Raw genomic sequence first — 21,568 nt, 5'->3', positions numbered from 1 at the left:
TCAGTTCCCCTCCCCGGCGGCTATTGCATTCACCACGTCCAGCGCACTGCGCACGCCATCTTCATGAAAGCCGTTGTACCAGTAAGCGCCGCAGAACCAGCTACGCTGGTGGCCGTTAATCTCACCGCGACGCGCCTGTGCACGCCAGCTTTTGGGGTTAAACAGCGGGTGTTCATAGACAAAGCGTTTCATAACGAAGCGTTCATCCACGGGGATGTCCGGATTAAGGGTGACGCAGAACAACGGGCTACCCGCAGGCAACCCCTGCAAAATATTCATGTTGTAGGTGACGCAGGCGCTGGCCTGATCCTGCTGGCTCAGACGGTAGTTCCAGCTCGCCCAGGCACGCTGACGTACCGGTAGCCAGCGCGGATCGCTGTGAAGCACCACCTCATTACGCTGCCAGCCGATATCGCCCAGCACGTCCTGCTCAGCCGCGCTCGGCGCGTCAAGCATCGCCAACGCCTGCCCGGAGTGACAGGCAAAAATCACCTGATCAACGCTGTGGCTCGCGTTGTCGAGCTGGATCGTTACCCCATTCTGCTGACGAATCACCCGCTGCACCGGGGCGTTGAGGTGTAGCGTCAGGCGGTCACCGAGTTTATCCAGCATGGCGCGGATGTATTCCCGCGAACCTCCGGGCACGACGTACCACTGCGGACGATGCGCCACATCCAGCAGGCCGTGATTGTCAAAGAAACGCAAAAAGAGCGGCAACGGAAAACGTTTCATCTCCTGCAACGACGATGACCAGATGGCCGCCCCCATTGGCAGAATGTAGTGACGCGCGAAAAACGGCGTAAAGCGGTGCCTGTCCAGAAACGTCTGCAGCGTCGCGTGCGGGTCTGGCTCGCTCTCCAGCGCCTGTTTCGCCAGGCGATTAAAGCGGACAATCTCCCCGAGCAGCCGCCAGAACGACGGGTTCACCAGGTTTCGACGCTGGGCAAATAACGAGGTCAGGGTGTGTCCGTTGTACTCCAGCCCGGTTTGCGGGTTATGCACCGAAAAGCTCATCTGCGTCTTTTGCCCACTGATACCCAGCTCGCTCAGCAGGCCCATAAATCGTGGGTAGGTACGGTCGTTGTAGACGATAAAACCGGTATCGATGGCGAAAGTACCCTGTGGCGTCGGCACGTCAACCGTCGCGGTATGCCCGCCGGGAGTGGCCCCCGCTTCGAACAGCGTCACCTCATGATGACCGGCAAGACGCCAGGCACAGGTCAACCCGGCGATGCCGCTGCCGATAATGGCAATCTTCATGAACGCACCATCCTGCGCAGCAGTGTGCGCTGAAGAAATGCGGGAAGCCCTGAGAGCAACCGCAAGATAAGGCCAAACCCCACCGGAAACGCAATTTGCATTTTCCCTTTTGCCAGCCCGGTCCGAATGGCCTGCACGGCCTCCTCAACGCTCACCCTGCCCGGCATGGCAAAGTCATTTTTTCGCGTCAGCGGCGTATCAACGAAGCCCGGGAATACCACCGTCACGGCGATCCCTTTCGGCTCCCAGTCGAGCCGCAGACTGTCGGCAAACCAGCTCAACGCCGCTTTGGACGCGCCGTAAGCCTCTGCGCGCGGGAACGTCAGCCAGTGCGCCATGGAGCTGACCAGCACCACGCGGTTGCCTGAAACCAGCTGCGGCTGTAACGCGGCCAGACAGTTCACCGGCCCGAGGAAATTGGTGGTCATCACCCGCTCTACCAGCGCTGCATCCACCACGCCCTGCTCAAGGTATTCGCAGGTACCGGCGCAGAGAATAACCAGGTCGGCATAGCAGCCCGTCAGCGCCTGGCGACAGGCGTCCCTGTCTGTCATATCGAACAGGCGAACCGTGATAGTGGGGCTGTGCTGATGCAGGGCGTCCAGACGCGCCGGATCGCGCCCGCAGGCGATAACCGTGTGGCCGTCAGCAGCGAAGGATTTCGCCAGCCCGGCGCCGATGCCCGAACTTGCTCCGGTAATCAAAACCGTGCTCATGCGTTCACCCTCCGCTTCACGCCGCGCACTGCCCAACCGAGCAGCGGAAGGTGTTCGTAGATCATCTCTCCGGCGTCGTAATAGTCACGCTGGCGAGTAATCAACCCATGCTCGGTCTCCACCACCGAACATCCCGGCAGATCGAGCGGCTCGCCTCCGGCAATGCGCGGATGCGACCAGTGCATAATCCACGTGACAACGAAACGGCGGTCACCGAACAGCGGAGGATCAATGGTAAAACGGCAATTTTCAACATTGGCCAGCAGATGGGTGAAATAGCGCTGGAGCGCGAAAATCCCGTCATGCTCGCCGAACGGATCGATAAGCGTGGCATCCGAATGATAAAGCCCGACCAGCGCTGAGGGCGGCTGGCTATCCAGTGCGGTGTAGTACTCAACAAACCGACTCACGACAGAGGGCAAAGTGCTCATGGGTCACATCCTGGCGGTAAACAACGTGGCGTAATCGCATAATTAAAACTTACACAATTAACGTTATTTGTCCAAGTTTGTGTAAAACTATTTTTTATTTATATTGTTTTTCAAAAGGTTACATCTGTGATGCTGATGCTTTTTTCAGAACATTTTCTGACGCACCTGTTTCCCGTTTTGCTTTTCAGTTTTACCTTAAGGCGCATTTCCCCTTCTTCTTCCAGACTTATCCTTTTTAATCATAAGGATGAGGAAACCCCGCGATGAAACGTTTCTTTCTGTCACTTTTCTCCAGTCCGGAATCATTGCTCCAGGTGATGAGCCAGCAGGAAATTATCGAAGCCGTGGAGGATGGCGATCGCATCATCATCGACCAGGACGGGAACGCCTCGGTAAACTACAAGAGCAACGAGGTACGACAGGATTTCCTGCGTCATGTTAACGCGCTGAAGAGGGCCTGATATGGGAACGGCTATCTTTATGGTGCTGATGGTCTGTGGGTACTGGTACACCAGCCGTGACCTGTCGACCCGTTTTAAAATCAAGCGATCTTTCGGCTGGGATGTCTATTTTCTCGTTGCCCTGTATGGCTGTATCTTCGTCCTGCAAGGGGTGATCGCCACGGGGCTGCTCTGGCTGTTGCTCTATGCACTTTCTGCCGCCGACAACACCTTCCACTTCACGGCGCAGACCTATGCCGACTGGCAAATAGATTTTATGAACTGGAGCTTTTTAGGTATTCAGGCACCGGTCGTCGTCATGCTGGCCTTCGCCATCCTGTTTTGTCTTTATCGTTCTAACTGGGCAGGCAGCGCCAGGCTGGACGGTGAAGGCAGGAAGAAGCTCTACAAACGTCTCGCGCAGTCGAGCGGTATCGAACAACTGCTGTATCAGTGTATGGAGCAAGGGGAGCTGGCGCAGGTGACGCTGCGCTCGAGACGGATTTATGTCGGCATGATCCACACCGCAACGCTCGAGTATGAAAAAACCGCCAATATCGTGCTGATCCCCATGCTAAGCGGCTACCGCGATGAAAAGACAATGCGGATTTGCATCGAAAATAATTACAGCAAATGGTATGCCCGCCACGACATCACTCTGGATTCAGAACCCGGAAGCGCAATGGACTTCAGAAAGGTGATCATGCTGAATCAGATCGAGAGTATTTCCCTGTTTGATCCGGCCAGTGCCAGCTCGCTGGCGCTGGCGGAACGGGCAGAAGATGATGACTAAAGGCAGGAGCCTGGCATTCACTGCCAGGCTCAGCGCCAGCCCTTCCATGCTAAGCGTATTTCGTCGACGGCCGATCGTGCCCCGGGTCAGGCGGCGTTTTCTGTTAGCCGTTCTACTCCCTTTTTCAATGAGCTTATGACCTCATCCGCTGCGATCCCCATTTGCGCATGAATAATCGCACCGTCGATCAGCATCATGATTTCATTAACGGTTTTCTCATCGGTTATGCCGGTCAGGGACGCTATTTTTGCCTTTGTTTCGGTTTTATGATTGCGGCAAATATCTTTTATTTCGCCTTCATTTTCTTCAGATTTTGCTTCTGCGCTGGCATTAATAAAGGCGCACCCATGGAATAACGGCGAAATAAACCATTCATACAGCGTGTCAGATAATGCACTGGCCGGGGTTTTACCCGCAGCAAGATGTCGACGCAGCGTGCTTTCAAACCAGTCAATCCATATTCCGTGTCGATAGTGGAGATAGGCAACAATCAGTAAACTTTTTCCCGGAAAATGGCGATAAAACGTCACTTTCGTGACTTTAGCCTGCTTGATAATGGTATCCACGCCCGTTGCTTTAAATCCGCTGGAATAAAACAGATCGTGCGCGGTCAGCAAGATTTTGTCCCTCACACTGATTGTTTTATCGTTATTCAAGTTGACTGTATTCACAGATCGACGGCCTCAATTGACAGGTTGACAGCGTTATTTTTCAGGCCTAGATTAACACCAGTAGACAGACCTGTCTACCTAATACCAACCAGAGGTAGCCGAAATGAACACACGCCCCCCTTTACCGCCTTTTACGCGTGAAAGTGCCATCGAAAAAGTCAGACTGGCAGAAGATGGCTGGAACAGTCGCGACCCGGCCAAAATCGCACTTGCCTATTCGCTGGATACCCAGTGGCGAAACCGCGCGGAGTTTGCCACTAACCGTCAGGAAGCGCAGGCATTCCTGGAGCGCAAATGGAAAAAAGAGCTGGATTATCGTCTGATCAAAGAGCTGTGGGCATTTACGGAAAACCGTATCGCCGTGCGCTATGCCTATGAATGGCATGATGATTCGGGCAACTGGTATCGCTCTTACGGTAATGAAAACTGGGAATTCGAGCCGGATGGTCTGATGAAGCGCCGCTTCGCCTGCATCAACGATATGCCGATAAAAGCGTCTGAGCGCCTGTTTCACTGGCCGCTGGGCAGACGTCCTGATGACCACCCTTCACTGAGCGACCTGGGGCTGTAGGTTTGTCAGGATCATGCTTCGCCATTACGGGGGGTCATACGCTCCGGGTAACCTTGCGGTTACCCGGGCGGGCTTATCTTTTACATCATGAAAAAGAGGCAGACTATTATTTAAATCACACCCAACTGTTTCATCAGCGTCAGATTATCTTCAATATGCCAGTTGGACACTATTTTACCGTTGCCGATCTCATAGATATCCGTCGCGATAAAATCCACGTTCTGACCCTGCCCTTTTATTTTGCCAAATGTCCCGCTGAAATGACCGTGGAAATGCAAATGGGACACGACACGATTACCCGTAACGATCATTTGTTCCACCTCGCAGCGTAAATCCGGCACCGCGGTGCGAAATACCCTCGAGGCCATAATGGCGCCCTCTGGCCCCTGTTTACGGCCTTCCGGTGGGGTTTTATCCACAAAATTAACCGCCAGCGCTTCCCGCGCCAGAGACTCTTTGCCGGTATCCCAGAACGTGGCATACGTAACGGCCGCATGTTCGCTCGCCGTTAATTGCGTTTGCGACAGCGTGTTATCCACGATTAGAAGATTCGGTTTCACCCGGTCGCTCTGGGCCGAATAAGCCACGCCGGATACGCCAGCCAGAATTAACGCCAGCACAGCTGGACGTGCATATGTTGAATATTGCATAAACGCTTACAACCTGTGATTAAGTTTCCGCCAGCATGTTCACTGCCGGAATCAATTCGGATCAACACGGGGTCAGTTAAGTAATGCCCCGCCCTCAATATCAATCACCGAGCCCGTAACAAAGGCATTATCGATGGCGAAGAGATAGCCCTGAGCAACGTCTTCCGCTCGTCCCCACGCTTTAGCGGGCAACGTCTGTGCTGCAACAGTCAGCATTTTTTCTCGCGCAGCCGCATCCATCCCGGCGTGGGCTTCGGTATCGGTCAGACCCGGGCTGATGACGTTTACGCGACGCGGTGAAAGTTCTTTTGCCAGCACTTTTGTTGCCGCCTCGATGGCGGCGTTCATGGTGGTTTTGACTATGGCACCGGCTACCACGCGGCGTGCAACAAATCCGCTGGTCAGCGTCAGCGTACCGCGGGGCGAAATATTCCCGCTCAGATACCTGGCGACATGCATGCTGCCCCAAAATTTGGTATCAAAAGCCAGTTTCGCCGCGCCAGAGTCGAGGCTGGAAAGCGGCCCTCCCGGTGCCTGAGAGCCGGCCGTGACAATAATATTGTCGACCTCACCCAGCGTTTCGCTTAACGCGATCACCTCTGCTTCATTGCTAATATCGAGGACGAGGGTCTCAACAGAGGCGGGAGATGGACTCAGCCGCGCGCGGGCAGCGTTCAGTTTCTCTTTATTGCGTCCCGCGAGAATAATGGCGTCGCCGCGTGCTGCCAGGGCACGGGCTACAGCAAAACCAATACCGGACGCGCCGCCAATAATTAACGTTTTACGGGTCATCATTTTTCCTCACACAGGTTGTAGGTGGGGTAATCGGTATACCCCACCGCTGTACCACCAAAGAGCGTGGCGGGATCGCTGACGTCATTCAGCGGCCAGTGATGCGCCAGCCGCTGTGGTAAATCGGGGTTGGCAATAAACGGGCGTCCAAACGCAATCAAATCGGCATACCCTGCTGCGAGGATTTTTTCCGCCTTTTCGGGGGTATAATTTCCTGCCACGATCAGGGTGCCACGGAATGTTTCGCGCAGTTTTTTGCGGAAACTCTCCGGAACCTGTGGCGCATCATCCCAGTCGGCTTCCGCCAGGTGAATAAACGCAATGCCTCGTTGCTGGCACCAGGCCGCGAGGGCGAGAATGGCTTCGATGACCTGCGGATCGTTCATTCCCCGCTGTGTAATAAACGGCGAAAGCCGGATACCGGTGCGCTCAGCGCCAATGGCCTCTGCAATGGCATCGAGCACCTCCTGCGCGAAGCGGATCCGGTTCACGAGACTGCCGCCATACTCATCCGTACGGATGTTTGACGTGGATCTCAGGAACTGATCAATCAGATAGCCGTTTCCGCCGTGCACCTCCACGCCATCAAACCCGGCCTGAACGGCATTAAGCGCCGCCTGTCGGTACTGATCGACGACGCGCACGATCTCTTTTCGCGACAGCACGCGTGGCGTCGGGCAGTCAACCATTTGACCTTCGCCATGTTCATTCACCACCCATACTTTCGCATCGGGTGCCAGCGCGGAGGGCGCGACGGGCAGTCCGTCCTCGTGAAAACGGGCATGAGACATCCGCCCCACGTGCCAGAGCTGGGAAAAAATCACCCCTCCCGCCTGATGGACCGCACCGGTAGTGAGTTGCCATCCCGCAACCTGCTCTGGCGTATGGATCCCCGGAGTCCATGAATAGCCCTGGCCCTGAGGCGAAATCTGCGTGGCTTCGGTGATGATTAAGCCCGCACTGGCCCGCTGTCGGTAATATTCAGCCATCAGCGTCGAGGGAATATTTCCCGGCTGATGAGCGCGGGCACGGGTCATGGGTGCCATGACGATGCGATTTTTCAGGTTGAGATCCTCTAACCTGTAGCGTTCAAAAAGTGAGGTCTGGTTCATCTGGACGTCCCTTGTGGTTACGATGAAATCACTTTACAGGCGGCATCTGATTTTGATAATTACACTAAAATCAGATGCACTTTTCGGTAAATATGAATAATGGGTAAACTCGAAGATATGGCGCTGCTGGTTGAAGTGGCCGAGGCTGGCGGGCTTTCCGCCGCTGGCCGCCGCCTGTCACTTTCCCCGGCCACCATGACCGCCCGCCTCAAGGCGATTGAAGAACGCTACCAGACGCGCCTGTTTCACCGTTCCACGCGGGCTATATCCCTCACCCGGGCGGGCGAAGAGTTTTACCATGCGGCACTGCGCGTGCTGGAAGAGATGCATCATGCCGAGTCGTTACTGGCACAAAAAGAGGGCGTGCTCAGCGGCAACATTCGTCTTTCCGCCCCCTCTGACTTTGGCAGGCAGTATCTCAGCCCCGCCGTCATGGCATTTTCCCGCCTGCATCCGGAAATCAAATTTTTCATTTACTTAAGAGAACACGTAGAGGATCTGGTCGCTAACCGGCTGGATATGAGCATTCGCTTCGGCAACCTGCCAGACAGCAGCCTGGTGGTCAGAAATATCCGTCCCAATCACCGGGTGCTGGTCGCGTCAGCAGCGTATCTTAACGACCAGGGTATCCCTGCCTCCTGTGACGCGCTGACGGACCACCGCTGTCTGGTGCTGGAGTCGCAAGGGGTGGTGATGAATGAATGGCGGTTTGAGGTTGAGGGGAAAGAGCGCGTCGTTCGCGTAGAGCCTGCCATGGTCTGTGATGACGGGGCGCTGCTTCGTCAGTGGGCCCTCGACGGGGCTGGCATTGCGGGCAAATCGTGGTGGGACGTGAAGGACGATGTCGAGAAAGGTAGGCTGAAAGTGTTGCTTGCCGGGAGCTTCACCGGCTTTAGCCGGTTTGATCGCAAAGATGTCGGGCTACAGTTTGTCTACCCGCAACGGAAACTCCAGCCGCTTCAGGTCACCGCATTTAGCCAGTTTTTTATCGACTGGCTTAAAAAGACTGAACGCGGTGAGCTGATGACGTCGTGAAGCCGCCGGTTGCGTTAAACGGCCCGCGTCAGCCGGTTAAAATACATCAACACACGTCTGACCGACTTTATGAAGGGCATCGGTCAAGCGGGTCCGAAGTTCATTCAGCACCGCTTCTTTCTCCGCCAGTTGCGCCAGTTTGCGCCGCAAAGCGGCCTGTTTTTCCTCCGCGGTAAAGCGGTCATCAACCCAGACCGCCAGAACATCGGCGATTTCAGCCAGGGTAAACCCCAGCATTTTGGCATGCCCGATCAGCTTCAGCCGTTGTAAATCCACAGCCGAGTAGACTTTGTAGTTATTACTGCCGTTTGGCTGCGGAATTTTTTCCAGCAAGCCCGCCCTTTCATAATAACGCACCGTCTCTTTCGATAACCCCGTTCTGGCACACAGCTCGCCGATCCTCATCGCGTCGTTCTCACCTTGTAAAAATCACGCTTGACCGTGTACCTGAGTACACGGTTTATCCTGTGCCGCACAGACAGGGAAAACGGGATTTATGTTATGAATTCTTTTGATTATACAGGAAAAACAGCACTGGTTACCGGTGCATCCTCGGGCATAGGACGGGAGTTCGCCCGCCAGCTCGCGGCCCGTGGCGTGGGGTTGATCCTGGTTGCCCGCTCCGAGGCAACGCTGCAGGCGCTTGCGGCTGAGCTACACAAAACGCACAGCGTATCACTCACCGTTATCGTGCAGGACTTAACGCTGCCTGAGGCCATTACCCACATTGTGGAACGGCTGGAAGCGTTACGGCTTTATCCCGATATTTTGATTAATAGCGCGGGGTTTGCCACCTACGGGCGATTTGAAAAGCTATCTCTGGCGCGCCAGCGTGAAGAGATCAACGTCAACTGCGTCGCCCCCGTGGCACTCGCGCACGCCCTGCTGCCCGCCATGCTGCGTAAAGGTTCAGGCGTGATGATTAACGTGGCCTCAACCGCTGCCATGCAACCGGATCCGTATATGGCAATTTATGGGGCAACAAAGGCATTTTTACTCTCCTTTTCGAACGCGCTGTGGGGAGAATACCGCGCTCACGGCATCCGCGTGCTGGCGCTTTGCCCCGGCGCAACGGATACCGCCTTTTTTGAGGTGGTGAACGCCGAGGAAGCGTCAGTGGGCAAAAGAATGCCAGCGCAGAACGTGGTCGCGCTGGCGTTACGGGCCGTGGATACGCAACGCAACACGCTGATCCCCGGCTGCGGCAACTGGCTGCTGGGCCAGTTACACCGGTTTGTCACCCGCCGACGTCTGGCGATCATTGCTGAAAAAGTATTACGACCTAAGCCCGCCGGTCAGGGGTCGCGCTCAGACGCATAATCCCGTTCAGGCCAAAGCGTGACGTTTCAGTGCCGCGCAATTGCACTGAAACGCGCGCAATCTCTCGCAAAGACTGACAATATCCCGCGAAAAACAGTGATACACTTAGCCGACCTGGTTGATGATGCAGTCTTAACGGCTCAGGGCTAACGAGTATTATCCCTCGGGTTCCACAGACGACTGTGCATGTGCCATCTGCCCACTCAACCATGTGACCCAATTACCAAATGGTCACACGTTGTCAATCGGAGCCTGTCACGCTAAGCTGAAATAATGACTAAAGACATGAACACCCCATCCACACGTGGTCCACTCGATCACACGGTCCGAGAGCAAATCGTCGACGCTGCGTATGAGCATTTCGGCCATTACGGCTATGAAAAAACCACCGTCGCCGAACTTGCCAAAGCCATCGGTTTTTCAAAAGCCTATATCTATAAATTTTTTGATTCCAAGCAGGCAATCGGCGAGGTCATCTGCGCGAACCGTCTTGATATGATCATGGCGGCGGTCAATGCAGCCATCGCTGATGCGCCATCCGCCAGCGAAAAGCTGCGTCGTCTGTTCAGGGCGCTCACCGAGGCGGGAAGTGAACTGTTTTTCCATGAGCGTAAACTCTACGACATCGCCGCCGTTGCCGCGCGGGACAAGTGGCCTTCAACCGAAAGGTATTCAGAACGTCTGCTGAAGCTGATTGAGAGCATTGTTGTCGAGGGCAGAAAAGCCGGTGAGTTCGAGAGAAAAACCCCTCTGGACGAAGCTACACTGGCGATCTATATGGTGATGTGCCCTTTCATTAACCCTGTTCAGCTGCAGTACAACCTCGAAGCCGCCCCGACCGCGGCGGTTGTCCTCTCCTCTCTGATTTTGCGAAGCCTGGCCCCCTGATTAGTGACCATTGACTTTATTGGTCACTAGAATGAGAATGCGGATACCGTCCTGTTAATGTAATAAGGGTTCCCATGCTCAGGCTTCATTCAGCCCGCCTTGCCGTATGCCTCCTGCCGTTTGCCCTGGTGGCATGCGGCGATAACCACGCCAGTGACGATCCGCGCACGCAGCCACCGCTTGTCAGGTTTGCGTCCGTGATCCCTGCGAACGAGACGTCACGCGCCTTTACCGGCGTGGTGGTGGCAAGAACGCAAAGTGATTTAGGCTTCAGGGTGCAGGGCAAAATTCTCGAACGTCTTGTCGATACGGGTCAAACCGTTAAGCAGGGCCAGCCTTTAATGCGTCTGGATCCTGTTGATCTGAAATTACAGGCGCAGGCCCAGCAGCGAGCGGTGGATGCTGCCCAGGCGCGCGCACGTAAAGCGTCCAGCGATGAGGCGCGTTATCGCGGCCTTGTGGCATCCGGTGCAGTGTCGGCGTCAGAGTACGACCAGATTAAAGCCGCAGCCGACAGCGCCAGAGCGGAGCTCAGCGCTGCCCGGGCACAGGCAGGCGTGGCGCAAAACGCCACCGGTTATGCCGTGCTACTTGCCGATTCAGACGGCGTGGTGATGGAGACGCTTGCCGAGCCTGGACAGGTGGTCAGCGCCGGGCAGGCGGTGATCCGTCTGGCCCGTGCAGGGCAGCGCGAGGCGCTGGTCCAGTTGCCGGAAACCCTGCGCCCTGCCGTGGGAAGTACAGCTCTGGCAACGCTCTACGGTAACGAAAAGCAGCCCGTTAGCGCGAAGCTGCGCCTGCTGTCTGATTCAGCCGATGCGACCACCCGTACCTTTGAGGCCCGATACGTGCTGGATGGCGCGCTGGCGAACGCGCCGCTGGGGGCGACCGTGACGCTGAGCATCGAACACGGCAAAGGCGACAGCCGCGTGATGCAGGTTCCCCTGGCGTCTCTCTACGATGCGGGGAAAGGGCCTGGCGTCTGGCGTATTTCCGCTCAGCCGACAAAAGTCGTCTGGCAGCCTGTCAGGGTGCTTAGCGTAGGGGATGATATCGCCAGAGTGACCGGCGGCGTGCAGCCCGGAGAGAAGATTGTTGCGTTAGGCGTCCATCTTCTGCACGAAGGCGAAGCGGTCCGGCTGGCGGAACAGCGCGATGCCACTCAGGCGGGGATGACACCATGAGTGGAGGTCGTTTCAACCTGTCAGCGCTTGCGGTACGCGAGCGCTCGGTCACGCTGTTCTTGATTATTCTGGTTACCCTTGCCGGTATTTTCTCGTTTTTTGGCCTTGGCCGCGCGGAAGATCCCCCCTTCACGGTTAAGCAAATGACGGTTATCACCGTCTGGCCCGGGGCAACCGCACAGGAAATTCAGGATCAGGTCGCCGAGCCGCTGGAAAAACGTCTGCAGGAACTCAAATGGTATGACCGTACGGAAACGTATACCCGCCCCGGTATGGCGTTTATCACGTTGTCATTGCAGGACAAAACCCCGCCTTCTCAGGTTCAGGAAGAGTTTTACCAGGCGCGAAAGAAACTGGGGGATGAAACCAAAAACCTTCCGGCAGGCGTCATGGGGCCGATGATCAATGATGAGTTTTCCGATGTCACCTTTGCCCTTTTTGCACTGAAAGCGAAAGGCGAACCACAGCGTCTGTTAGTGCGTGACGCCGAAGCCCTGCGCCAGCAGCTTTTGCACGTTCCGGGCGTAAAGAAAGTGAACATCATCGGGGAACAGGCCGAGCGGATTTACATCTCCTTCTCGCATGACCGTCTGGCAACACTGGGACTCTCGCCGCAGGATATTTTCACCACGCTCAACAGCCAGAACGCATTAACCGCGGCGGGCTCGATTGAAACGCGCGGGGCGCAAATCTTTATCCGCCTCGACGGCGCTTTCGATAAATTGCAGAAGATCCGCGATACGCCCCTGATCGCACAGGGCAAAACGCTCCGGCTGTCCGACGTGGCAACGGTTGAACGGGGCTATGAGGACCCACCGACCCTGCAGATCCGTAACCAGCAAGAACCCACCCTCCTGCTCGGTATTGTCATGCGTGAAGGCTGGAACGGCCTGGCGCTGGGTAAAGCGCTGGATGCTGAAACGGCAAACATCAATGCCAATATGCCTCTGGGGATGACCCTGACGAAAGTCACCGATCAGTCGGTGAATATCCGCTCGTCGGTCGATGAGTTTATGATCAAGTTCTTCGTCGCCCTGCTGGTGGTGATGGTGGTGTGTTTTGTCAGTATGGGGTGGCGCGTGGGCATCGTTGTCGCGGCGGCAGTGCCGCTGACGCTGGCGGTCGTTTTTGTCGTGATGGAAGCCTCCGGTATAAACTTCGACCGCGTTACCCTGGGCTCCCTTATTCTTGCCCTCGGCTTACTGGTTGATGATGCCATTATCGCCATCGAAATGATGGTGGTAAAAATGGAGGAAGGCTACGACAGAATCAAAGCCTCCGCCTACGCCTGGAGCCATACCGCCGCGCCAATGCTGGCCGGAACCCTGGTGACAGCCATCGGGTTTATGCCGAATGGTTTTGCGCAGTCAACCGCCGGGGAGTACACCAGCAATATGTTCTGGGTAGTCGGCCTCGCCCTGATAGCTTCGTGGTTTGTGGCGGTGGTGTTCACCCCTTATCTGGGCGTCAAAATTCTGCCGGACATCGCAAAAGTCGAAGGCGGTCATGCCGCCATCTATGACACCCCGCGCTATAACCGTTTTCGTCATACCCTGAGCCGCGTGATCGCCCGAAAATGGATCGTCGCCGCGTCCGTCGTGGCCATCTTCACCCTCGCAGTACTGGGGATGGGGCTGGTTAAGAAACAGTTTTTCCCGACGTCCGACCGCCCCGAGGTGCTGGTGGAAGTGCAGATGCCGTATGGCACATCGATTGAGCAAACCAGCGCCGCCACCGCGAAAATCGAAGCGTGGCTGCGCAAACAGCCTGAAGCCAGCATCGTCACCGCCTACATTGGCCAGGGTTCGCCGCGCTTTTATCTGGCGATGGCCCCTGAGTTGCCCGATCCCTCTTTCGCGAAGGTTGTCGTCATGACGGACAGCGAGAAGTCACGCGAGGCGCTTAAGTTCCGCCTTCGCGAAGCGGTAGCCCGCGGGCTGGCTCCGGAGGCACGCGTGCGGGTCACGCAGCTGGTGTTCGGGCCTTATTCTCCCTTCCCGGTCGCCTGGCGAGTAATGGGACCGGATGTCAATAAACTGCGTGACATTGCAGATAACGTTAAAGGTGTGCTGCAGGCCAGCCCGATGATGAGAACCGTCAATACCGACTGGGGTTCACGCGTACCGACCCTGCATTTCACCCTCGATCAGAACCGCCTGCAGGCTACCGGTTTAACGTCGAACGCCGTTGCCCAGCAGCTTCAGTTCCTGCTGTCGGGCGTTCCCATCACCTCCGTGCGGGAAGATATTCGCTCGGTACAGGTTACGGGGCGCGCCGCGGGTGATATCCGCCTTGATCCGGCGAAGATAGAGGGCTTTACCCTGGTGGGTAACGCCGGGCAACGCGTTCCGCTGTCACAAATCGGGGAGATTGAGATCCGAATGGAAGATCCGCTGTTGCGCCGTCGCGATCGTACGCCCACGATTACCGTGCGGGGAGACATTGCCGAAAACCTTCAGCCCCCGGATGTGTCAACCGCCATCATGAAACAGCTGCAACCCATTATTGATTCGCTTCCACCTGGCTATCGCATCGAAATGGCGGGATCGATTGAGGAATCCGGCAAAGCCACCCAGGCCATGGCCCCGCTGTTCCCCATCATGATTGCCCTGACGCTGCTGATAATTATTCTGCAGGTGCGTTCACTCTCGGCCATGGTCATGGTATTCCTGACCGCACCGCTGGGGCTTATTGGTGTGGTTCCTACGCTGCTGCTTTTCAATCAGCCATTTGGCATCAATGCCCTCGTCGGCCTGATCGCGCTTTCGGGGATCCTGATGCGAAATACGCTGATACTCATTGGTCAAATCGATCACAACCAGAAGGACGGTCTCGATCCGTTCCATGCCGTGGTTGAGGCGACCGTACAGCGCGCGAGGCCGGTCTTACTGACGGCCATGGCCGCCGTGCTGGCGTTCATTCCCCTGACACACTCCGTGTTCTGGGGAACGCTGGCCTACACGCTGATTGGCGGAACGCTAGGGGGAACCATTATTACCCTCGTCTTCCTGCCTGCGATGTATGCGATCTGGTTTCGGATCAAGCCCGCCGCCTGACGGTGCCGGGCTGGCGTCCGGGATAAGCCCGGCAATCCAGTCTGCAAAGGCACGCACTGCGGGAGAGAGAAAACGCTGATGGGGATAAAGCAACGTAACGGGCACCGAAGGCGGTTGCCAGTCAGCCAGAACCTCAACCAGCCTTCCCTCCCGCAGATGCGCTGAGACAATACTCTCAGCCAGCTGCGCCAGCCCGAAACCTTCAAGGCACATGTTGATATAAAGCCCGGTGGCATTTACGGCCGCTTCGCCGCGGACAGGGATGGAGACGGTCTCAGTCCCGCGGACAAAGCGTAACGCATCCGCCCGTCGGGTCTGATCGGAAAAATAGTGTATCGCCCGATGCTGTGATAAGTCGTCTGGCGAGCGGGGAGTACCGAACTTCCTGAGATAGTCCGGTGAGGCACAGGTCACCCAGCGAAACCGGCCCAGAGGACGGGCAACAAGAGTCGAGCTATTCAGATCACCCGTTCGGATCACACAGTCCACCCCCTCCTGCACCAGATCAACCTGCCGATCGTTGACGCCCAACATCAGGTAGATATCCGGATAAAGCCGGTAAAAATCTTTCAGGTGAGGCATCACGATGAAATCCGCGATCCCGCCCGGCATATCCACCCGCAAGCGTCCCTGCGGGCGCCGGACTGACGCCGTCAGGCTCGTTTCCGCATGCTCGATTAACGCCAGTATTTCCTGGCATTGCGCCAGATACTGCACACCTTCAGCGGTGAGGCTCACCCGCCTTGTCGTTCTGTTAAGCAGGCGCACCTGGAGGTAATTCTCCAGATTTTTTATGCTGCTGGTGACCGTTGACGAAGGCAGAGAAAGCGTTTCGGCTGCGCGGACAAAGCTTCCGGCCTGCGCTACCCGCATGAAGATCTGCATTGCCTGAATACGATCCATCTTTTCTCCCCCGACCGTCGCTCACATTATTCTTCGTAGATTATGAATAATGAAAACACGTTAAGCATCTTTTTCGCCGTAATCGGGTCGCGTAATTTCTCACCCATGAAGAGACAAAGGACAAGAAGATGAGCGATTACCTGAGAAATATGATTAACAATCAAAGCATAACTCCACCCGCCACGTTGATTAAGGGCGCAACCCTGCTCAGCATGGATGACAGGGTGGGTAATTTTGAGCGCGGAGATATCTTTATCGAAGGCGCAAAGATCGTCGCCATTGGTGAAAATCTGGCAGCAGAAGGCGCCCGCATAATAGATGCCACACATATGATTGCCATGCCGGGCCTGGTGGATACCCATCGCCATGCCTGGGAGGGACAACTGCGCCGCATTAACCCCGACGCCAAAACGCTTGAAGATTACTGCAACGCCACGCACTTCTCATTCGCCAGGTATTATCGCCCTGCCGATATTTATATCGGCAACCTGCTCACCGCCCTGGGGTGTATTGATGCCGGTATCACCACGGTGATTGATAATTCCCATAACAGCCGCACCGCTGCGCATTCGGACGCGGCCGTTGAGGCCCTGCTGGATGCGGGGATCCGCGCCGTACACGCTTCCGGTGCACCGGTGTCCGGAGAATGGGACCGCGCGCACTGGCCCGGTAACTGGCAGCGCCTGCAAGAAAAGTATTTCCAGAATAATCCTGAGAGTCTTGTTTCGCTGGCAGTCATGGCCCAGCTGGAGCCGGAGAGATGGCTGGAGGCCCGCAGGCTGGGGTTGCCAATCGTGACCGAATTCTTTGGGGGTGAAATGGCGTCGCAGCTTGAGGCACTGCATCAACAGGGGCTTCTGGGACCGGACAATATTTTTAATCACTGCACCGCACTGCCGGACGACGGATGGAAAATCCTGCGGGACGCGGGCGTGCGCGTGAACGTCTGCCCCCGTTCCGATGCGCACTATGGGATTGAAGACGGCATGTTTGCCCTTCAGTCCGCGCTGCGCCACGGCATCAGCCCCGGCCTCAGCGTAGACAATGAAACGTCGTACAGCGGCGACATGTTTATGGAAATGCGCGTGGCTTTTTACCTCCAGCGCGTCATGGGCATGCATCAGCAGCGCTGCTGTGGTTCAGCGCACACCGTAAATACGCTTCATACCCAACAGCTCCTGAAAGCAGCCACCGTCGATGGTGCGGCCTGTGCAGGGTTACAGGAGAGCATCGGCAGCCTGACGCCGGGTAAACAGGCCGACCTGGTGCTTATTAACGCCGGCGATCTCAACCTCTATCCGTCCGGCAATGCATTTGGCACGGTGGTCCATGCGGCAGAGCGCAGCAACATCCATACCGTCATGATTGCCGGACGAATCGTGAAGCAAGACGGCAACGTGCTGGGGGTCGACATCACCCGCCTTCGCGAGGCCATTGATGAATCACGTCATCATCTCTTTACCTCAGCCGGGTATGAGCCGGACATATTTGCTGACGCCTTCCTGCCGCTGGCGCAGGATTAAGCCCCTTCAACCACAACAAATGTCCCGGTTGCCGCCCCCGCGCGCAGCTTTCTGGCGGCCACGTACCCGGGACTGTTATAAAAACGTTTGGCCTCAGCATACGAATCAAACTCTAAAACGACGTGGCGTTCATGCGCCTCCCCTTCGAGATTTTCATATTCCCCGGACCAGACGATGACCCGGGAGTTGAACCCCTGCAGCGCTTCCCCGGCAGCGTTCGCATATTCTGCATAGGCAGCAGGATCTGTGACGGTCACGTGGGCGATTAAATAACCTTTATTCATCTTCTTTATCCTTCCTGAGGACTGTTGCCGGTGGTGTAAAACGCATCAACCTGTTTGACAGCGTTACGCGGTATGAAGACACTCTATTAGTCATCAATAAGGGAATAAATCACCCAAAAAATAACGCACTGTTACCCGGAAGGTGAACAATGAAAAACCTGCATGCACTGACTATTTTTGCGCGCGTCGCAGAAATGCAGAGCTTTACTCAGGCGGCGGAGAGCCTGGGCATTAAGAAAGGCCGTGTTTCAACGGTCGTACGTGAGCTTGAGCATGACCTCGGGACGACGCTGTTGCACCGGACTACCCGCGCGGTACAGCTGACCGAAGACGGTCGGGCTTTTTATTCCCGCGCCCGGGATTTGTTGTCAGATGCAGAAGATCTCCAGTCCATGTTTGCGCCTGGCGGCATGTCACTGCGGGGACGTTTACGCGTCGATATGCCAGCAGTGTTGGCCCAAAGCGTAGTGATTCCCGCCCTGCCACAACTGCTGGACGCGCATCCTGAACTTGAAATAGAACTTTCAAGCACAGACCGGCGAGTCGATCTGGTTCAGGAAGGCTTTGACTGCGTCATTCGTTTTGGGCCCATTGTTGATGAGACCCTCATTGCCCGACCGCTGGGTCAGTTACGGATGATTAACGCCGCCAGCCCACGCTATCTGGAGCGCGTCGGGGTGCCCGAGACGATTGACGACCTGCTTCGTCAGGGACACCGTATGGTGCATTACATGCGAAATTTTGGTGCCAGGCCTGATGGCTGGCAGTACCCGGACGGTGATGGCTACCGGTCCGTCATGTTACCCGGCGCCGCACGGGTCAACAGCGTACCGGCCTATCATGAAGCCGGGCTGGCGGGTCTGGGCTTAATTCAGGGCGGGTATTCCGCGCTGGCGCCCCATATCCAGCGCGGCGCGCTGGTTGAAGTGCTTCCCCATTTGCCTCCTGAACCGCTTAATGCCGCTTTCGTGGTCGCCCATCGGCGTAATTTATCGCAGCGTGTCAGAGCTTTTATGCACTGGACGGAAGTCATTTTAAAACCGTACTTTGATTAATATCCTGCTAAAGATATTCACGCTAATTGTCGGAGGCGGGACGGCAATATTATCTCGGTGAGGGACGTTTCTTGTGAAAGGAATACACAACGCAAATGCGAATAATGACTAAAACTGGCAGTTGATTGTTATTTGTGTGGCTTTTAAAATTTAATTGCAAGGTAATTATTAAATTTTAATTAGGGACATAAAAATGACAAGAAATACGCTTTTACTGACGATGATGGCCGCCTTTTCAGGCACAGTATACGCAGGGGAAACGCAATTTACGCCGAATTTCTCACCTGACAGCGTCACCGTTTCAGCCTCGGGCGGGATGCTCAGCGGGAAATCCCATGAAATGGTGTATGACGACGTCACAGGCAGAAAAATCAGCCAGCTGGACTGGAAAATTAAAAACGTCGCCATCCTGAAAGGCGATATTTCCTGGGATGCGTACCCTTTCCTGACCCTGAACGCACGCGGCTGGACCTCGCTGGCATCCGGCTCGGGTCATATGGATGACTATGACTGGATGAACGAAAGACAATCCAGCTGGACAGATCATTCGACGCATCCGGCAACTAACGTCAATTATGCCAATGAATACGATCTCAATGTAAAAGGCTGGATATTGCAGGGCGAAAGCTATAAAGCGGGCGTGACTGCCGGTTATCAGGAAACCCGTTTTAGCTGGACGGCCACCGGTGGCTCTTATAATTATGATAACGGTACCAACACGGGGAATTTCCCGGCGGGCGAACGCGGCATTGGTTATAGCCAGCGCTTCTCAATGCCTTATATTGGGCTTGTGGGGCAGTATCGTATTAATAATTTCGAATTTAATGGCCTGTTTAAATTCAGTGACTGGGTGCGCGCTCATGATAACGACGAGCACTATATGCGCGACCTGACCTTCCGCGAGAAAACCTCAGACTCTCGCTATTATGGTGCGTCAGTGGATGCAGGATATTACGTCACGCCACACGCCAAAGTTTTTGCCGAGTTCGCGTATAGCCGTTACAAAGAGGGCAAAGGCGGCACGCAGATTATTGATACTAACACGGGCGAATCCGGGTCAATTGGCGGTGATGCGGCGGGCATTTCCAACAAAAACTATACCGTTACCGCCGGTCTGCAATACCGGTTCTGATTTCGCGCAACGCATCAGGCCAGCGTAAACATGCACAGGCCCCTGACGGGGCCTTTTTCGATGCGCTGCTTTACTTCCGCAGGTGCGCGCCCCTTCATGACGCCGATTTTGGTCGCAGATCCTCGTCAAACTCCAGACGTTTTCGACCGGGCTCCACTTCGCGCAGGGGTTCGACCTGATGCAGGGTCAGCTTGCAGCGATCCACCAGCACCTGATACTCACGCGTGCCTTGCTTCTTCCAGGCAATTTCCTGCTCACTCAGCACACGAATCGCTTTTGCCGGACTGCCAATGATCAAATGGTTGGCGGGCATCTCCGCTTTCGCTTTCACAAAGGCCGCCGCGCCGACAATGCTGTTTTCGCCAATCACCGCGCCGTCCATGACCACTGCGTTCATCCCTACCAGGGCGTTACGGCGGATAATACAGCCGTGCAGAATCGCGCTGTGGCCGATATGGCCGTCCTCTTCCACCACCGTGTCCTGCTCCGGGAAACCGTGCATGACGCAGTTATCCTGAATGTTCGCGCCGTCTTTCACCACAATCCGGCCAAAATCGCCGCGCAGGCTGGCATTCGGGCCAACATACACGCCTTTGCCCAGGATCACGTCGCCGATGAGCACCGCCGTCGGGTGAACGTAGCTCTCATCAGGCACCACCGGTGTCAGACCGTCAATTTGATAAACGGGCATCTCCACTCCTTATACGATAGTAAGACCACCAAAGCGTTGATAGTAGAGCGTGCCGGGCACAGGCAGTTCGCCGACGGAGGTTTCACCTTTCTCGCTGACAAACGCCAGCGCCCCTGGTGCCACACGCTGATAAATATTAATGCACAGCTGTCGCGCACTTTGTCCGGCCCAGTGTGCAGGCAATAACTCCTCCGGCAACAGCGGGTCTTTCAGCACCACGCGACGGTAAAAATGGATCAGCAACAGCTGGATCTGGAAGCAGCGTTCCGGCGTTAATTCGTCCGGCGCGGCCTCTTTCAGCAGCGGCAGAAGAGGACGGAACGAGTGGATAAACGTCTCGTACATCGCGTTCTGTTCGGTCAACTGCCAGCACTCCTCGACCCGGGCACGCAGCGCCGCGCGGGACAGCGCCAGCGGCGAATGGGCCTCGAAGAAGATGACGTTTTCCGCCACGCCTGCGTCGTGTAAAAGCGACTGCACATCCGCCAGATGCTGCGACGGGGAGGCCATCAGGCTGGGAGCCAGGGTGCCAAAACCCTGCCAAATCAGCTGCTTTTTGACGTCAGCAAGGGTGGTTTTATCCAGGCCTTCCGAGAGCAGCAACAGCCACTTACCGTCCCATGCCGGGAGTTCTGCGCGGTAGATTTTACTCTCCGCGCGGCGGGTCAAACGCAGCCCTTTGTCGCTCAGCCGGTAAAAGCTGCGTCGTCCGATGCGCGACACATCCAGCCAGCCCTCTTTATTAAGACGAAACAGCGCAGTGCGCACAAAGCGCTCGCCAAACCCCATCCCTTCGAGCAGCGCCGCCAGGCTCCCGAGCCAGATTTCACCGCCCCGATGGGAAAGTGCGTCACCGTATAATGAGGAGATAAGCGACGTTCCGCTAACGGGAACCGAGCTAACCGCGTGCTGGATAAAGGCATCGAGTTTATTCATGTGATTCATTCTGTTGTTATTTTTGGTCTGGATGAATCATAGCATATTCCCCTCACCCCGGCCCTCTCCCAAAGGGAGAGGGAGACAACGTCCCTTCTCCCCTCCGGGGAGAAGGTTAGGATGAG

23 protein-coding genes are annotated in these 21,568 nt (G+C 55.9%); 11 read left to right on the top strand and 12 right to left on the bottom strand.

Annotated elements, in window-relative coordinates; genetic code table 11:
- From ACMGG3_RS06365 to ACMGG3_RS06355, 3 genes are read right to left on the bottom strand one after another with little or no spacing between them, the layout of a single operon-like run.
- Positions 1–1,260, bottom strand: a complete 1,260-nt coding sequence (locus ACMGG3_RS06365; RefSeq protein ID WP_414149704.1) for an NAD(P)/FAD-dependent oxidoreductase — start codon at positions 1,258–1,260, stop codon at positions 1–3.
- Positions 1,257–1,976: an SDR family NAD(P)-dependent oxidoreductase gene (locus ACMGG3_RS06360; RefSeq protein WP_047744606.1), complete on the bottom strand. Its 720-nt coding sequence runs from the start codon at positions 1,974–1,976 to the stop codon at positions 1,257–1,259. Before ACMGG3_RS06360 ends, ACMGG3_RS06365 begins: the two co-directional genes overlap by 4 nt.
- Entirely contained in the window at positions 1,973–2,407 is a 435-nt protein-coding gene (locus ACMGG3_RS06355; RefSeq protein WP_014169955.1) for a nuclear transport factor 2 family protein, read from the bottom strand. Before ACMGG3_RS06355 ends, ACMGG3_RS06360 begins: the two co-directional genes overlap by 4 nt.
- A gap of 263 nt (positions 2,408–2,670) precedes the next feature.
- Between ACMGG3_RS06355 and ACMGG3_RS06350 the strand changes: the two genes are divergently transcribed.
- Entirely contained in the window at positions 2,671–2,868 is a 198-nt protein-coding gene (locus ACMGG3_RS06350; RefSeq protein ID WP_008502331.1) for a hypothetical protein, read from the top strand.
- 1 nt (position 2,869) lies between these two features.
- The gene (locus ACMGG3_RS06345) at positions 2,870–3,640 is read left to right on the top strand and encodes a hypothetical protein (protein ID WP_014169953.1); all 771 of its coding nucleotides are present in this window, start codon (positions 2,870–2,872) and stop codon (positions 3,638–3,640) included.
- 86 nt (positions 3,641–3,726) lie between these two features.
- On the opposite strand, the gene ACMGG3_RS06340 is transcribed toward ACMGG3_RS06345, so the two are convergent.
- Positions 3,727–4,311, bottom strand: a complete 585-nt coding sequence (locus tag ACMGG3_RS06340) for a TetR/AcrR family transcriptional regulator (RefSeq protein ID WP_410379375.1) — start codon at positions 4,309–4,311, stop codon at positions 3,727–3,729.
- 103 nt (positions 4,312–4,414) lie between these two features.
- Here ACMGG3_RS06340 and ACMGG3_RS06335 point away from each other — a divergent pair, with 103 nt between their 5' ends.
- Positions 4,415–4,882, top strand: a complete 468-nt coding sequence (locus ACMGG3_RS06335; RefSeq protein ID WP_014169951.1) for a DUF1348 family protein — start codon at positions 4,415–4,417, stop codon at positions 4,880–4,882.
- Positions 4,883–4,992: 110 nt separating this feature from the next.
- On the opposite strand, the gene ACMGG3_RS06330 is transcribed toward ACMGG3_RS06335, so the two are convergent.
- From ACMGG3_RS06330 to ACMGG3_RS06320, 3 genes are all read right to left on the bottom strand, one after another.
- Positions 4,993–5,532, bottom strand: a complete 540-nt coding sequence (locus ACMGG3_RS06330) for an ester cyclase (protein WP_044868496.1) — start codon at positions 5,530–5,532, stop codon at positions 4,993–4,995.
- A 72-nt stretch (positions 5,533–5,604) separates the two neighbouring features.
- Complete coding sequence (locus ACMGG3_RS06325) at positions 5,605–6,327, bottom strand: SDR family oxidoreductase (RefSeq protein ID WP_232946691.1); 723 nt, start codon at positions 6,325–6,327, stop codon at positions 5,605–5,607.
- Positions 6,324–7,436 (bottom strand): alkene reductase, encoded by a 1,113-nt coding sequence (locus tag ACMGG3_RS06320; RefSeq protein WP_086463402.1) that lies wholly within the window; start codon positions 7,434–7,436, stop codon positions 6,324–6,326. The genes ACMGG3_RS06325 and ACMGG3_RS06320 overlap by 4 nt, the downstream gene beginning before the upstream one ends.
- A gap of 99 nt (positions 7,437–7,535) precedes the next feature.
- On the opposite strand from ACMGG3_RS06320, the gene ACMGG3_RS06315 reads away from it, so the two are divergent.
- Entirely contained in the window at positions 7,536–8,471 is a 936-nt protein-coding gene (locus ACMGG3_RS06315; RefSeq protein ID WP_414149703.1) for a LysR family transcriptional regulator, read from the top strand.
- 36 nt (positions 8,472–8,507) lie between these two features.
- Here the strand turns inward: ACMGG3_RS06315 and ACMGG3_RS06310 are convergent, their stop codons facing one another.
- Entirely contained in the window at positions 8,508–8,876 is a 369-nt protein-coding gene (locus ACMGG3_RS06310; protein WP_414149702.1) for a MerR family transcriptional regulator, read from the bottom strand.
- 96 nt (positions 8,877–8,972) lie between these two features.
- Between ACMGG3_RS06310 and ACMGG3_RS06305 the strand changes: the two genes are divergently transcribed.
- From ACMGG3_RS06305 to ACMGG3_RS06290, 4 genes are all read left to right on the top strand, one after another.
- The gene (locus ACMGG3_RS06305) at positions 8,973–9,791 is read left to right on the top strand and encodes an SDR family NAD(P)-dependent oxidoreductase (RefSeq protein ID WP_414149701.1); all 819 of its coding nucleotides are present in this window, start codon (positions 8,973–8,975) and stop codon (positions 9,789–9,791) included.
- Between the two features lie 273 nt (positions 9,792–10,064).
- Positions 10,065–10,679 (top strand): TetR/AcrR family transcriptional regulator, encoded by a 615-nt coding sequence (locus tag ACMGG3_RS06300; RefSeq protein ID WP_121339714.1) that lies wholly within the window; start codon positions 10,065–10,067, stop codon positions 10,677–10,679.
- 74 nt (positions 10,680–10,753) lie between these two features.
- On the top strand, positions 10,754–11,863 hold the full coding sequence (locus ACMGG3_RS06295; protein WP_059306173.1) for an efflux RND transporter periplasmic adaptor subunit: 1,110 nt from the start codon (positions 10,754–10,756) through the stop codon (positions 11,861–11,863).
- Positions 11,860–14,919, top strand: a complete 3,060-nt coding sequence (locus tag ACMGG3_RS06290) for an efflux RND transporter permease subunit (protein ID WP_153852398.1) — start codon at positions 11,860–11,862, stop codon at positions 14,917–14,919. Before ACMGG3_RS06295 ends, ACMGG3_RS06290 begins: the two co-directional genes overlap by 4 nt.
- On the opposite strand, the gene ACMGG3_RS06285 is transcribed toward ACMGG3_RS06290, so the two are convergent.
- Positions 14,842–15,822, bottom strand: a complete 981-nt coding sequence (locus ACMGG3_RS06285; protein ID WP_113656177.1) for a LysR family transcriptional regulator — start codon at positions 15,820–15,822, stop codon at positions 14,842–14,844. The genes ACMGG3_RS06290 and ACMGG3_RS06285 overlap by 78 nt on opposite strands.
- A gap of 128 nt (positions 15,823–15,950) precedes the next feature.
- Between ACMGG3_RS06285 and ACMGG3_RS06280 the strand changes: the two genes are divergently transcribed.
- A complete protein-coding gene (locus ACMGG3_RS06280; RefSeq protein WP_414149700.1) occupies positions 15,951–17,345 on the top strand; it encodes an amidohydrolase family protein in 1,395 nt (464 codons plus the stop codon).
- Here ACMGG3_RS06280 and ACMGG3_RS06275 read toward each other — a convergent pair.
- Positions 17,342–17,629 (bottom strand): DUF1330 domain-containing protein, encoded by a 288-nt coding sequence (locus tag ACMGG3_RS06275; protein WP_221716340.1) that lies wholly within the window; start codon positions 17,627–17,629, stop codon positions 17,342–17,344. The two genes, ACMGG3_RS06280 and ACMGG3_RS06275, sit on opposite strands and share 4 nt — an antisense overlap.
- 149 nt (positions 17,630–17,778) lie before the next feature.
- Here ACMGG3_RS06275 and ACMGG3_RS06270 point away from each other — a divergent pair, with 149 nt between their 5' ends.
- Together ACMGG3_RS06270 and ACMGG3_RS06265 are read left to right on the top strand one after the other, a co-directional pair.
- Positions 17,779–18,684, top strand: a complete 906-nt coding sequence (locus tag ACMGG3_RS06270) for a LysR family transcriptional regulator (protein ID WP_014169938.1) — start codon at positions 17,779–17,781, stop codon at positions 18,682–18,684.
- A 193-nt stretch (positions 18,685–18,877) separates the two neighbouring features.
- Positions 18,878–19,816, top strand: a complete 939-nt coding sequence (locus tag ACMGG3_RS06265; RefSeq protein WP_014169937.1) for an omptin family outer membrane protease — start codon at positions 18,878–18,880, stop codon at positions 19,814–19,816.
- Between the two features lie 94 nt (positions 19,817–19,910).
- Here ACMGG3_RS06265 and paaY read toward each other — a convergent pair whose 3' ends face one another.
- Positions 19,911–20,507: a phenylacetic acid degradation protein PaaY gene (gene paaY, locus ACMGG3_RS06260; RefSeq protein ID WP_020884237.1), complete on the bottom strand. Its 597-nt coding sequence runs from the start codon at positions 20,505–20,507 to the stop codon at positions 19,911–19,913.
- 9 nt (positions 20,508–20,516) lie between these two features.
- The gene (gene paaX, locus ACMGG3_RS06255) at positions 20,517–21,452 is read right to left on the bottom strand and encodes a phenylacetic acid degradation operon negative regulatory protein PaaX (protein ID WP_014169935.1); all 936 of its coding nucleotides are present in this window, start codon (positions 21,450–21,452) and stop codon (positions 20,517–20,519) included.
- Positions 21,453–21,568: the final 116 nt, after the last annotated feature.

It is taken from the genome of Enterobacter sp. BNK-18, from assembly GCF_047456135.1.
Taxonomy (GTDB): Bacteria; Pseudomonadota; Gammaproteobacteria; order Enterobacterales; family Enterobacteriaceae; genus Enterobacter; species Enterobacter ludwigii.
Note: the sequence above shows the minus strand (reverse complement) of the source record. Positions and strands in the feature narration are given on the sequence as shown.